This window comes from Mycolicibacterium elephantis DSM 44368, assembly GCF_004014805.1.
In the GTDB taxonomy this organism is placed as follows: Bacteria; Actinomycetota; Actinomycetes; order Mycobacteriales; family Mycobacteriaceae; genus Mycobacterium; species Mycobacterium elephantis.
Genome location: NZ_ATDN01000001.1, coordinates 392,041 through 404,795 on the forward strand (window position 1 = coordinate 392,041; position 12,755 = coordinate 404,795).

Here is a 12,755-nt window from a genome sequence, read left to right on the forward strand (position 1 = left end):
TGGTCAATGGGCGCTAATAGGCCATCTACGTCATAACAGCAGGTCAGAGGGCGTAAAAAGTTCACAGGTATTTCGCCTGCTGGACGCCCGGCCCGTCGCGCACGCTTATAAAGGAAATTTATGCAGGACTTTATACAGAAGGCAGCAAACAATGGACGCTGACGAGATCGAGCGGGCCATCCTCGACGAGATCGCGAACGACGCCGAACTGCGCGCACAACTGGAGCGTATTCCCGACCGGGTTGCCGACACGGTGCAGTCGTTCGTCCCGGTGGACACCGGCACCGCCAAAGCGTCGATCGAGGTGCAGGGCCGGCGCACGCCGTACAAGCGTCTCGGATACCGCCCGATCAAGATCGGCACCGTCAGATCAGACGACGACCCGGCGAAGGTGAACACCTTGGAGTTCGGCCGTGGTGCGACCGCTGAGCACGGCGCCACCGAAGCGTTCTACATGTTCACTAAGGCTGCGGCACGTTGGACGGACGTCGAACTGTAGTGGGCAACGGCAATGCCCGTAGTCGGTATGCCGACCTCACTGACCCGCCCTGGTACCGCTGGAAGACGAAGGAGCCCGCCAAGCGCGCCATCCGCTTCATCGAAACCTATTGCCGCTCGCCAAAAGGCCACGGCTACGGCAAGCCCTTGAAGTTGGCCCGATTCCAAAAAGAGTGGCTCGCTGAGATCCTCGCGCCCGGTGTGCGCCAAGCGGTCCTGCAATGCCCACGCGGACAGGGAAAGTCAACGCTGCTGGCCGCGTTGGCGGTGTGGGCGACGTTCGACCGCTACGAGGATGGCGCCCCGCAGGTGCCGGTGATGGCCACCACGGTAGGGCAGGCCAAGAGGTCGGTCTACGACGTGGCGGTGGCGATGATCCAAACCGAACCGGAGCTGTCCCGTAGGAGCATCTGCTACACCGCCATCGGCGATAGCCGCTTCGTGGTCGGCTACAACGACGGGGTCTGCTTTCCGGTGTCCAACGACCCCGATGGGTTGCAGGGCTTGGACCCTGGCCCTATCGCTGTCGTGGACGAGATCGGATTTCAGCCCATCGAGTCGTGGTCCTCGATGGTGCTGGCCTCTGGTAAGCGATCCCGTTCGGTGATCGTGGCCATCGGCACACCCGGCCTGGACCGCGACAACGCCCTGTGGCATCTGCGCGAGGCCTGGCTCGACGGTAAACGCCCACCAGGGTTCTCGTTCACCGAGTACAGCGCCGCCGAGGGGCTCGACCCCTACGACGAGAACACTTGGCGTATCGCCTGTCCCGCACTGGATGCGGGGTATCAGTCGATTGACGCTCTGCGGGTGGCGATTGAGACCTCCCCGCTGAGCCACTTCGAGATCTTCCATTTGGGTCGCTGGGTCGAGGGCACCGACAACTGGTTGGGGCCTGACGGTAGAACCATCTGGGGCGCACTGCAATCGGACTACCAGCTTGTGCCCAAGGCCCCCACGTGGGTCGGTATCGACGTCGGTATCAAGCGCGACACGACCGCCGTGGTGTACGCACAACGCCGCCCTGACGGCATGTTGCACACGGTCGCCAGAATCTGGCAGCCCACCAAGGACGAACGAATCGACCTGTCATCGGTGATGGCGTTTTTGCGCGAGCTGGACAGCCTCTATGACCTCCGCGAGTGCGCCTACGATCCGCGCCTGTTTGAGATCCCCGGCCAGATGCTCGCCGACGAGGGACTGCCGATGGTGGAGTTCCCTCAGTCATTGGAGCGCATGACCCCGGCCTACGTCAGCCTCTACGAGGCGATCGTCAAAGGCGCGATCAGCCACGACGGCAACGAACAGTACGCGCGCCAGATACTGAACGCCATACCGCGCCACAACGAACGCGGGTTTGTGCTGTCCAAGAACAAGAGCCGCGGCAAGATCGACGCCGCTGCCGCGCTGGCGATGTGCCACGACCGCGCCGAGCACCCGGTGCAGCCACTTCCCAAGCTTGTCTGCCTTTAACTACTTCGGAGAACCATTTGAGCCTTTTCTCGCGGATATTCCGCGTGCCTGACCCACCCTATGAACCACCCGAAACCCGCAACTGGTCGATCAGGGACCCGCAGATCGTCACATTGTTTGGCGGCGCGCCGTCGCTGGCCGGCGTCTCAGTCAACGACCGCTCCGCACTGGGGCTATCGGCCGTCTACCGATGCGTGTCGCTCATCAGCGGCTCTATTGCATCGCTGCCCTTGCGCACGGTCGTCACCAACGCAGACGGCACCACACAGCGCACCGCGTCGTGGCTGGATGACCCGGCCGGACCCGATGGGGTTACCGGCTTTGAATGGGTCGAGTTCCTCATGGTCAGCCTCTTGCTTCACGGAAACGCCTATTTCTTTCAGCAACGCGGCGGTGCACTGCAGTTGCTCGGGCTCCAACCCATCCCGCCGCAGTGTGTCGGTGTCGAGGTAAAGAACGGCCGCAAGCTCTACCGGGTCCAGCTCGACAACGGACAGACCAAGCAATTCACCGACCGCGAGATCGTCCATATCCCCGGCATTTCACTGGATGGCTACACAGGTGTTTCACCGATCCAGATTGCGAAAAACTCTCTGGGGCAGGCGATTGCTACTGAACGCAGCGCGACCCGACTATTTCAGAACGGGTTGCTCTCGTCGGCGATTGTCACCCCCGAGGACACGCTGACCGAGGATGAAGCCACGGCGGTTAAAGAGGCGCTGGACCGCAAGGCCGGCGGTGAGACCAACGCAGGCGGCATCAGCGTCATCAACAGAAAGCTGAAGGTCACGCCGTGGTCGATCGACCCCGAGTCAGCGCAGTTTCTGGAAAGCCGCGCGTTCGCTGTCGATGAGGTCTCGCGATGGTTCGGCATCCCGCCACACCTGTTGGGACAGACAGAGAAGCAGACGAGCTTTGGCGCCGGCCTGTCCGAGCAGAACCGTGGCTACGCCAAGTACACCCTCGAACCGTGGACGCGTCGCATCGAGGCGCGGTTGACCCGGCTGCTGCCCGAAGGCCGCAAAGCCGAGTTCGATTTCCGCTCCCTGGTGTCACCTGACCCCGAAGCCGAAATCAGCCTTCTCATCGCGCAGACCCAAGCCGGTCTGCTGACCAACGCCGAGGCGCGAGCCATTTTGAACCGGCCACCGCTGCCGGACTCTCAAGAGCAGGAACAGAACAACGAAACACAACCATGATCTAAACCTCTGGGAATACCGGACACCGTTCGACGTCAACAGCGACCCCGACACGCTGACCCTGACCGGCTACGCCTCCACGTTTCAGCCCTACGAGATGTACGGCGGACCAGCCAATCACGGCTGGATCGAACAGTTGGATCGCCATGCGTTCGACGAAACACTACGAGCTATACCCGATCTGCACCTGTTGATTAACCACGACGGCATGCCGCTGGCACGCACAAAATCAGGCACCTTGAGCCTGTCTGTGGACGACCACGGCCTGAAGGTCGTTGCCGTACTGGACCGCTCAGATCCTGACGTGCAGCGGCTCGAGCCGAAGATGCGCCGCGGCGACATGGATGAAATGTCTTTCGCATTCCGCGTCAAGGCCCAGAAATGGGAAGCAGCACCCGGCTTCACCGACCCCGAATCACTGCGCACCATTTCGGCCGTAGACCTGCATAAGGGTGATGTGTCGGTCGTGAACTTCGGCGCCAACCCCACCACCTCCGCGAGCGTGCGCACGCTCGTCGCGGCCATCGACGGCCGCACTCAACGCATTCGGGCAAAAGCCCGCGTGTACCTTTCGAAAGGAAACTGATTGACCATCGAAGAGATCCTGGCGAAGCTTCAGGAAATCGCCGACCTCGGCGAAAACCGCTCCCTCACGGAGGAAGAGGTTGCGCAGTACGAGGACCTGGAAAGCCAACTCAAGGCCGCCCAGAAGACGCAGGAACTGCGTTCGCGACAGGCCGCATATCAGGCGCCCAATGCCTCACTGACCGCTGGCGTGAACGTCGCTAGCCCCAAGGAAGACGACACCCTTGAACGGGCATTCACCGCGTATCTTCGCACCGGGCAGGCCAACGCTGACCTGGCCGAGCTTCGCGCCCAGAGTGAAGGCACCCCATCTGCCGGTGGCTACACCGTGCCAGACGGCTTTCGCACCAAGATCATCGACCGGATGAAGGCTTTCGGCGGAATCGCCAACGCCGCCGAGACCATCAACACCGAAACCGGTCAGTCCCTTCAGTGGCCAACCGTGGACGACACCGCCAACGTCGGCGAGATCGTCGCCGAGGGCGGCACCTTCGCCTCTGGCGCTGATCTGACCTTTGGCACCGCTTCGCTTGGCGCCTACACCTACACCGCCGGCGGCGCTGGAAACAACCCATTGCGGGTGTCGATCGAACTGTTGCAGGACAGCGCCTTCGACATCGAGTCGTTCGTGGCGGGCAAGCTCGGTGAGCGTGTCGCACGCCTGCAGTCGACCCACCTGGTAACCGGTGACGGCACGGGACAGCCCAAGGGCCTCGTCCACGGTCTGACCGGTGTCGAGTTGGCCGACGACACCAAGGGCGTGACCTACGACGATCTGATCACCTTCATCCACTCCGTGGACCCGGCATACCGCAACGGCGCGGTGTGGGCGTTCAACGATCAGTCTCTAGCCGCTATCAAGAAGATCAAAGACAGCCACGGTGACCCGATCTGGCGCCCCGCCGACGCCGACATGGCCGTGTCGACCGGCGGCGGCGTGCTGCTCGGCTACCCGGTCGTGGTCGATCAGGCGTTCGCCGATATCGACGTCGACAACAACACCGTCAACTGGGGCGCGTTCGGCAACCTGTCGGAGGGCTACGTGATCCGCCGAGTTCGCGACATTCAGTTGATAGTCGACCCGATCACCCGCATGGCATCCAACCGCGAGGTCCAATACGCCGTGTATGCGCGCATGGACGCCGTTCCCCAAAATGCCCATGCCTATGTCGCAGTGACGGGAGAGCAGTAAACGATGGCAGTAAACGATCTTGCCAGCACCGACCTCAAGCTCTTAGGGACGGCCAAGGTCGCCGTGACCAACAACAATTGGAACAACTTCGATTTCGGCGACCCCAACGATATCCACCTGCCCGACACTGACTACGCCCACGGCGACAAGGTGCTTGTCGAGTTCACCGCCACCACACAGGGAAGCGCCGACCTGGTGTCCTTCTCAGTACAGGACGCACCCGACGACGACGGCATCGGCACCCCGGCCGCTGCGGTCACCGATGGCACCCTGACCGAATTAGGCCCCGGCGACGCGCACGCGCACACGTTCGTGCGCGTCCGGTCAGACCGCCCGTGGCTGCGCTGCCGTGTCTCCAAGGTGGGCACCGCTGACAGCTTCACCGCCACGGCCAAGGTCTACGCGGTCAGTTCGGGGGTCTAAATGTGGGCACCCGCCTACGCGGTTGCCGACGAGCTGGCGAGCTGGCTCGGTGTCCCCAATGAGGACACCGAGCAGCTCACCTTAGCCATCGACGCCGCATCACGCGCCATCGACCGGGCCTGCGGCCGACAGTTCGGCAAAACGGACTCCCAGACGCGTTACTACACACCCGAATGGCACCGCGACCGGTGGACAGTCTCGGTCGACGACATTTGCACTGAGCCTGTTGTCGAGGTCGACGGCACCGTTGTCGACGTCACGTTGCTGCCGAGAAACGCACCCGCCAACGGCCAGCCGTGGACCCGCATTGAATACACCGGACCGCGCGGCGAGGTAGCGGTTACTGCCGAATTCGGTTGGGCCACCGTGCCCTACCCAATCGTGTACGCCACGATCGTCCAAGCCAGCCGCTTCTACGACCGCAGAGAAAACGTCGCCGGCGCATTAAGCAGGCATCGCGTCGATGACGTCGAATACGGCTGGGCGGCAACAGGAAACCAAGAACTCGATGCAGACGTGTTGGCCAGTGTGTCGCCCTACCGCCGCCTTTGGGCCGCGGTGTGAGTGGCAGTCCCCGCGCCCGGCTTCATGCGTCATGGCAAGCACGTTAACTGTATGGGGTGACGAATCCGCAAACCGCCGCCACGTGATTCGCATGGCCGCTCAACGTTGGCGCGGCCGGTTATCACACGTAACCCAAACGGCTTGCTACTTCATGCCCGATGGCAGCTACAGCCAGGATGACTGAGACGACCTGGCACCACAACGCTATATCGGTCACCAATGCACGCTTGTCGTTGCTCTTCCGCAATTCGATGACCGAATCTCGATCCCGACAAGCGGTTACATACAAAGCGTTCGCGTCGGCATACCAGTGCTCTGGACTCAGCATCTTGTCAAACGTCTGCTCATCTGTGAGCGTCGACTTCACAGCGATTGATTGTCCGAAGGCAGCCGCGAGAAGTGCCACGACTGCGATGAACGCCGCAACGCCGAAAATTCCGGCCGTGGCTACATCGAGCATGAGTCCATGCCCGTCCCGGTAGACGATTGCGATTACACCGATGGCGACAGTCAGAATCGCAATCTGGGCCTTAAAGATAGTTCCAGCACGACCGTTGCTGCGATCAGCGCGCTCGAACTCCCGGTCGAGTACGTAGCGGACGTGGTTTGAGAAGACCGACGGTGTGGACTCCGCCGGTGACTCACCGGCTACGCCGCTCAATTCGGTCGTCCTTCGTATCGAAATTCGCGCCGCCGCGAACACAAACGCTCGATCCCCAGTCAGTCAGAGGAGGCGGGTTGTTTTCTGCAGGCGGCGGGGATGGTGTGGGTGGCTGTTCCTGCTGACTTGCAGGTTGCGGTGACGCCTCGTCGTTCATTCCGGCTACCGCTTGTCCCGCGGCGGATTCGGGTCATTCCCCGGTGGGATCGTGTCCGAGTCGCGAATTCTGCCTTGGCGGTCGTGGATACGCAGCTCGCCACCGCCATCGTTTTGAAGGATCTGCCGCGCCCGGTCGATTGCGTCGGACTGCCTATCGTAGTGAGCGCTAGCCCGACTGGCGTCAGGTTTGGTGACGTCCCAGCCGCCCTCGGGGTTGGGCACCACATTTCTTTGGTTCGGTTTACTTGCCATGCCGCAACCGTTCCACATCGGTCCGACAAGATTGCGGCGACACGCCGGGCGGCCACGAATGCGCGAATATTTGCGAAGACCGCGGTATAAGCACCCGCCCGCCGACCGGCTGCGTTACTCACGGCGATAACAACGCACTGGTCGCGACGAGCCAAGGCTCAGTGTGTTACCTCTATGGGGCCGACTTCGGGATGAGTTATGTCTGGATGCGGCCATACCGCGTGTGGCCGTTCGGACATTCAAAAGTAGCGCGAACGTAGATCGGTTCCGTGGGAGTGCCCGACAAGACTTGCTCGGACCCCTGTACAAGTTCGGCCTGTTCGCCGCATTGCCCGCACTTGCGGGTTGCGCTCGACCCCATCGGAGAGAACTTACACGGAACGCGAGTTCGGCCGGGTGCCATGCGCTTCCGAACGCCATGTTTGCTGGAGTTCGCACGTTGGGAATACCCTGCCTGCATAGATGCAACGGCGTGGGCGACCAGGCGCCGCGAGTCTGACGGTGGGGGTCTACCGACTGAACGTTCCATATCTGGGCAGTTGCAGTCGTCGGCGGCAACGTTTCTTTCACATCTGGCAACAGTCCGTATACCAAGACTGGCCAACGGCGGCAGCGTTTCAGTAGCGCAACACCTCGCGTCTATGCGTGACATGTTTTCCAAAATTGCGTACAGTCAAGTTCGCCAGCTGGGAGGGGCCAGCGAGGCAAGGGACGGAACCGGGAAAAGTAAAGTATTGCGCTGGAGCTAGTGGGAGTCGAACCCACCGGGGACCCTTTTGGAGAGAGCAAACCGGCGAACCTGCTAGCCCCAGCGGCTGAGATGAAGCCGGGTGGACGTGGACGCGTCTGCCCGGCTTCAATCTCCAGCTAGAATTTTACTGGCATTCCACATGGTTCCTCGGTTTGCGCTTCATTTTTCGTGGCGTGTCGCGCGCTAACTCTTGGGTGTTGTTACTGGTGTGACTGGTGTTGCGGTGCGACTGTTAATTTTCGACCCACACCAGCCGGTTGCCATCCTGTTCAGTTGTGCGGCGGTCATCGAACCAAGCGAATTGCCGGCGGCATCGGACCATCGTCAGTGCTGCTGGTGGTGTCGAGTTAGGCGGCGCAGTCTGTCGCGAGGAAACCCCCATCCATGCCGGTCATGATCGCTACACGTGTCCCGGTGCCTTGGTATTTATCCGGGTAGACGGACACCGACAGGCCATCGTCAGGCGACCCCCACAACCATCGCGTTTCGTCTGCCTTGGTAACCGTCTTACACCAGGGGAGAGAGCCATAACTTCGCGAGATCGGCAGCTGCGGTTCAACTTCGGACAACACATCGGACACTGAGCCCGGTACTACCCACATCTCATATTTGGTGTCACCCTTCATGAGATCCGCGCCTCTGGGCAGCGTCAAATTCTCTATGACTTGCGAGCGTGGTCCAGACACCGCTGCGGATGGCGAGGTCGTGCTGCCACTGCTTGTCGTGCTCGTGGCGCAGCCACTCACGAGTGCCACTAGAACCACGATCGTCAACAGCGCGCGACTCACGTCATTGAGCATAAGGTGGGATGGGAACGAGGGCCTTCAGTTCAAGCCACCCGGCCCCAACTCCGAATAAAGGAGGGCCTGCCTGATCAACCCGCGCCGGTGCGCGTCTAAGCCGTCAGGGTGGTCGGGGCTGCGGTCACACTTCCACAGAAACGCGATCTGTTGCGGCGTCAGCTTGTCCGCAAAGGTGTGCCATGTGGCGGGAGGTTGACAAGATGGCTTCCCCACGTCGAACTCCTTTCGGCGTACGCAAGTACCGCATGGCCTGCGTGGCAGGCGCTGCGATTCTTTTTCGGCAATCCAAGCTATGGAACGATGCTGAAATTACCGCGCCTACAGCGTGTTTCGAAAGTACTAGAGAGTGTTCTAGCTAATCAATTTCGGAACACAAGGGCCATTCCGTAGCTACATTGGTCAGAATACGAACATGAGCGTCAGTCGCTACTGCTCCGTATACGGGCATCAGCGGCTAAGCTCGAACGCATGAGCGACGAGTGGGAACACATCGACCTCGGCACGATGACCTGTGGGGGGTGCAAGCAGACCACCGGCGCATGGGTTGATCGCCGGAAGGGTTCGACCGAAGATACCGTCAGCATCGACTGCAAATGCGGGCACGTCAACGTATGGCAGATCCCAACGCAGTAATCAGCCTGATACGACCCGATACGATCGGGAGATGGCTGACGGTGATGACAATTTCAAGCAAGAGTGGTTCGGACGGTTCGTCGAGAACATTCCGAACGCGTACGTGAGCGCGCTCCGACACCTAGCCCGACATGCACAGGCGAAATTGGGGTTCGTTGACGGAGGTCTGAGGTCCGCATTCTGGATCGACGGCCGCAGCTTCTATGTGCTGCAGTGCAGAGGCGTCCACGATTTGGACGCGCAGATCACCGGCCTGGTGATTCAACTCGACAATGTCACCAGTGCGGGTGTCGCCTTTGAGATCGACTTCAACCCGAGTGACAACAGCGCGGAGACAGGGCGAATACTGACGATTCGGAGCCCTGACGGACCGATAACGATCACCGCTTCGCCCGGAGCCGTGCCCGACCGGGAGGAACGCGCGAAGATTGAGGTATTTATCGACCAGGTGCTTGATGCGCTCGCTGGGCGCGATGCATAACGTCGATTTCACTTAGTGACGGCCCCGCCGCGTCCGACGCGGGCCGCATAGGTTCAGCGTTAGTCGCTTGCCGCGATTTTCAGTTTCGGCCTCGCTGGACGCACCGATCACCTGCCTCGGCGGTCTCGACCCCAGCTGCTGAGTTCGTCGAAAATGACGACGGGGCAACTTCGTCGAGGCTTTTGCAGATTGCGTCTCCGGTGAAAGAGAACCGTCTAGTGACTATTTCGGATAGCACGGGAGATAGCATGCCTTTTGCTTTGGCGGTCTATATACAGGGTTTCACCTGTGCAAATACTTGCTCCCCCGGCTGGACTCGAACCAGCAACCCTTCGGTTAACAGCCGAATGCTCTGCCAATTGAGCTACAGGGGATCGCTCATCCGCGAAAGTCACCGTCCCGCGGATCGAGGGATGACTCTAGCCTACGTGCCGCGGGCCTCGCCAATACGCCGCCACCCGGCGCGCACCCCGCCGCGTGAGGCAGGATGGACGGGTACGCACCGTCGACTGGGAGGGGCCCTGTGATCCGGTATCTCGTCGTATTGGCTGTCGGCTACGTGTTGGGTTCGAAAGCTGGCCGGCGTCGGTACGAGCAGATCGCCGGAACGTACAAGGCGGTCACCGAGAGCCCAGCCGCGAAGGCCGTGATCGATGCGGGTCGCCGCAAGATCGCCGACCGGGTCTCACCGGATCCGACCATGGTCACCCTGACCGAGATCGACTCCGACACCACGGTGATCGGCCCGGAGGCCGCGGAGCGCAGCCAGCGCCGCTAGTTGATGCCCTCGGTGATGGTGGTTCCCGGCAGCAGCGGACCGGTGCTGAAGCCCGGGCCGTTGGGACCGTAGATGCCGATCTCCGGCGTGCCGACGTTGACGCCGTTGCCGGTGGAGTAACCGAGGCACCGGCCGTCTTCTTTGTTGCCGAACCAGGCCAAGCACGGCGCGGCCTGAAGGTCAGGAGCGGCGGTGACCAGCGCGGATGACACGAACGGCGCCGCGACGGCCGCCACCGCGACGGCGCCGGCAGCAACGCGCCGCCGCAGCCGGTTGTTGGTCGATGTCACGAGCACGCCTTTCTGACCGTTCCCCGACGGTTTTATAGCGAGTTCACCCTATCGCGTTACAGGCACTCACGCAGTCATGTCGTCGCCGCTGGCCTGTTCCAACAGGCTGCGGCGATAGGCCTCCATCGCCACCAGATCCCCGAACAGCGCGTGGTACTCGTCGCCCTGCTCGACCGGCGACATGCGCTGCAATTTCGACTTGACCTCGGCGATCTGGCGTCCCACCCACACTTCCTGCAGCCGGGCCAGCACCCCACCGATGTAGCGCGGCAGGCGCTCGTCGTCGTCGACGTTGATGGCCTCCACGCCGAGCTCGTTGACCAGGCTCGCCGCGGCCGGGGCCGCGGTCTTGTCGCGGACCGTCTCGATCCACTGTGCGCCCGACAGCCCCGCAGAGGTGCCGCCGGCGGCCCCGATTGCCGCCCGCACCGCCGCGTAGCCGGGATGGGTGAAGCTCTCCACGGTCAGCGAGTCGAACACCGGGCCGGCCAGCGCCGGGTACTGAAGCGCTGCCTTGAGCGCCTCGCGCTGCGGCCACAGGGTGGGGTCGTTGGGATCGGGCCGCGCGGTTGCTGTCGGCTGGGCCGCTGCGCGTCGCGGCGGCGGTTCGGCCACGGCGCCGCGGCGGCGTCCGCGGTCGGGCATGCCGCGCTTCTGGGCCTCCTCGCGCACCCGCGACAGCACCTGGCCTTCGTCGCTCCATCCCGTCCAGCCGGCCAGCCGGCGCGCGTACTCGTCGCGCAGCGCGTAGTCGCGGATCCTGGCCACCAACGGCACGCACTGGCGCAGCGCGTCGACCTGGGCCTGCGGGTCGTTGTCGAGCACGTCACCGCCGGGGATCAGGTTGCGGATGGCGAATTCGAACATCGGGATGCGCCGGGCCACCAGGTCCCGCAGCGCCTTGTCGCCGGATTTCAGCCGCAGATCGCACGGGTCCATCCCGTCGGAAGCGATTGCCACGAAGGACTTTCCGGCGACCTGCTGATCGCCGTCGAACGCCTTCAGCGCCGCCGCCTGGCCGGCCTCGTCGCCGTCGAAGACGAAGATCAGCTCGCCGCGGTACCAGTTGTCGTCCATCATCAACCGGCGCAGCAGCGCCAGGTGCCCGTCGCCGAACGCGGTGCCGCAGGAGGCCACCGCGGTGGTCTCGTTGGCCAGGTGCATGGCCATCACGTCGGTGTAGCCCTCGACGACGACGGCGCGGTGCGATTTGGCGATGTCGCGTTTGGCCAAATCCAGCCCGAACAGCACCGAGGACTTCTTGTACAGCACGGTCTCGGGGGTGTTGACGTACTTGGCTTCCATCGGGTCGTCGTCGAAGATCCGGCGGGCGCCGAACCCGATCACCTCACCGCTGCTGGCCCGGATCGGCCACAGCAGCCTGCGGTGGAACCGGTCCATCGGGCCGCGGCGGCCCTCCCGCGACAGCCCGGCGGCTTCGAGTTCCTTGAACTCAAAGCCCTTGCGCAGCAGGTGCTTTGTCAACGTATCCCAGCCCGACGGGGCGAACCCGCAGCCGAACCGGGCGGCGGCCTCGGCGTCGAAGTTGCGGTCGAGCAGGAACTGGCGTGCCGGGGCGGCCTCCTCGGACTGCAGCGCCTGGCCGTAGAACTCCTGGGCGGCGCTGTTGGCCGCGAGCAGCCGGCTGCGGCTGCCGCGGTCGCGCTGCACGTTGGTCGCCGAGGCGCCGGAGTAGGTGATCGTGTAGCCGACGCGGTCGGCGAGCAGTTCGACCGACTCGACGAAGCTGACGTGCTCGATCTTCTGGATGAACGCGTAGACGTCGCCGCCCTCGCCGCAGCCGAAGCAGTGGAAGTGGCCGTGGTTGGGGCGAACGTGAAACGACGGCGTCTTCTCGTCGTGGAACGGGCACAGCCCCTTCATCGAGTCCGCGCCCGCCCGGCGCAGCTGCACGTAGTCGCCGACCACGTCCTCGATCCGAATGCGTTCACGAATGGCCGCGATGTCACGATCGGGAATGCGGCCTGCCACGGGCACAGTCTAGGCCGAGGG

Annotated in this window: 13 protein-coding genes, 1 tRNA gene and 1 pseudogene; 10 read left to right on the top strand and 5 right to left on the bottom strand. The window is 62.8% G+C overall.

Annotated features, from left to right (window positions below; all coding sequences use genetic code 11):
• Positions 1–151: 151 nt before the first annotated feature.
• The 7 genes and pseudogenes from MELE44368_RS01860 to MELE44368_RS01890 all read left to right on the top strand — a co-directional run bounded on the left by MELE44368_RS01860 (position 152) and on the right by MELE44368_RS01890 (position 5,934).
• Positions 152–499: a hypothetical protein gene (locus MELE44368_RS01860; RefSeq protein WP_128106895.1), complete on the top strand. Its 348-nt coding sequence runs from the start codon at positions 152–154 to the stop codon at positions 497–499.
• A complete protein-coding gene (locus MELE44368_RS01865; protein WP_164890002.1) occupies positions 499–1,971 on the top strand; it encodes a terminase TerL endonuclease subunit in 1,473 nt (490 codons plus the stop codon). The genes MELE44368_RS01860 and MELE44368_RS01865 overlap by 1 nt, the downstream gene beginning before the upstream one ends.
• Positions 1,972–2,015: 44 nt before the next feature.
• Positions 2,016–3,170: a phage portal protein gene (locus tag MELE44368_RS01870; protein WP_206613642.1), complete on the top strand. Its 1,155-nt coding sequence runs from the start codon at positions 2,016–2,018 to the stop codon at positions 3,168–3,170.
• Positions 3,171–3,219: 49 nt separating this feature from the next.
• Positions 3,220–3,756, top strand: a pseudogene (locus MELE44368_RS01875) (HK97 family phage prohead protease); the annotation flags it as partial.
• A complete protein-coding gene (locus MELE44368_RS01880) occupies positions 3,757–4,947 on the top strand; it encodes a phage major capsid protein (RefSeq protein WP_128106898.1) in 1,191 nt (396 codons plus the stop codon).
• A gap of 3 nt (positions 4,948–4,950) precedes the next feature.
• On the top strand, positions 4,951–5,370 hold the full coding sequence (locus MELE44368_RS01885) for a hypothetical protein (RefSeq protein ID WP_128106899.1): 420 nt from the start codon (positions 4,951–4,953) through the stop codon (positions 5,368–5,370).
• Entirely contained in the window at positions 5,371–5,934 is a 564-nt protein-coding gene (locus MELE44368_RS01890) for a hypothetical protein (protein ID WP_128106900.1), read from the top strand.
• Between the two features lie 121 nt (positions 5,935–6,055).
• Here the strand turns inward: MELE44368_RS01890 and MELE44368_RS01895 are convergent, their stop codons facing one another.
• Positions 6,056–6,595: a hypothetical protein gene (locus MELE44368_RS01895; RefSeq protein WP_128106901.1), complete on the bottom strand. Its 540-nt coding sequence runs from the start codon at positions 6,593–6,595 to the stop codon at positions 6,056–6,058.
• 162 nt (positions 6,596–6,757) lie between these two features.
• Positions 6,758–7,024: a DUF2188 domain-containing protein gene (locus MELE44368_RS01900; RefSeq protein WP_206613643.1), complete on the bottom strand. Its 267-nt coding sequence runs from the start codon at positions 7,022–7,024 to the stop codon at positions 6,758–6,760.
• Between the two features lie 2,004 nt (positions 7,025–9,028).
• Here MELE44368_RS01900 and MELE44368_RS26525 point away from each other — a divergent pair.
• Complete coding sequence (locus MELE44368_RS26525) at positions 9,029–9,193, top strand: hypothetical protein (protein ID WP_164890003.1); 165 nt, start codon at positions 9,029–9,031, stop codon at positions 9,191–9,193.
• 31 nt (positions 9,194–9,224) lie between these two features.
• On the top strand, positions 9,225–9,674 hold the full coding sequence (locus MELE44368_RS01905) for a hypothetical protein (protein ID WP_128106903.1): 450 nt from the start codon (positions 9,225–9,227) through the stop codon (positions 9,672–9,674).
• Between the two features lie 301 nt (positions 9,675–9,975).
• On the opposite strand, the gene MELE44368_RS01910 is transcribed toward MELE44368_RS01905, so the two are convergent.
• Positions 9,976–10,048 (bottom strand) — tRNA-Asn (locus tag MELE44368_RS01910).
• 149 nt (positions 10,049–10,197) lie between these two features.
• Here MELE44368_RS01910 and MELE44368_RS01915 point away from each other — a divergent pair.
• The gene (locus MELE44368_RS01915) at positions 10,198–10,452 is read left to right on the top strand and encodes a hypothetical protein (RefSeq protein ID WP_128106904.1); all 255 of its coding nucleotides are present in this window, start codon (positions 10,198–10,200) and stop codon (positions 10,450–10,452) included.
• Here MELE44368_RS01915 and MELE44368_RS01920 read toward each other — a convergent pair.
• Together MELE44368_RS01920 and dnaG are read right to left on the bottom strand one after the other, a co-directional pair.
• Positions 10,449–10,742 (bottom strand): DUF7155 family protein, encoded by a 294-nt coding sequence (locus tag MELE44368_RS01920; RefSeq protein ID WP_409366091.1) that lies wholly within the window; start codon positions 10,740–10,742, stop codon positions 10,449–10,451. The genes MELE44368_RS01915 and MELE44368_RS01920 overlap by 4 nt on opposite strands.
• A 66-nt stretch (positions 10,743–10,808) precedes the next feature.
• Positions 10,809–12,734: a DNA primase gene (gene dnaG, locus MELE44368_RS01925; protein WP_128106906.1), complete on the bottom strand. Its 1,926-nt coding sequence runs from the start codon at positions 12,732–12,734 to the stop codon at positions 10,809–10,811.
• Positions 12,735–12,755 lie beyond the last annotated feature (21 nt).

Coding starts and splice junctions, on each gene's coding strand:
- MELE44368_RS01900 (WP_206613643.1), bottom strand. CDS start 7,024: ATGTGGAACGGTTGCGGCATGGCAAGTAAACCGAACCAAAGAAATGTG.
- MELE44368_RS26525 (WP_164890003.1), top strand. CDS start 9,029: ATGAGCGACGAGTGGGAACACATCGACCTCGGCACGATGACCTGTGGG.
- MELE44368_RS01890 (WP_128106900.1), top strand. CDS start 5,371: ATGTGGGCACCCGCCTACGCGGTTGCCGACGAGCTGGCGAGCTGGCTC.
- MELE44368_RS01885 (WP_128106899.1), top strand. CDS start 4,951: ATGGCAGTAAACGATCTTGCCAGCACCGACCTCAAGCTCTTAGGGACG.
- MELE44368_RS01905 (WP_128106903.1), top strand. CDS start 9,225: ATGGCTGACGGTGATGACAATTTCAAGCAAGAGTGGTTCGGACGGTTC.
- MELE44368_RS01860 (WP_128106895.1), top strand. CDS start 152: ATGGACGCTGACGAGATCGAGCGGGCCATCCTCGACGAGATCGCGAAC.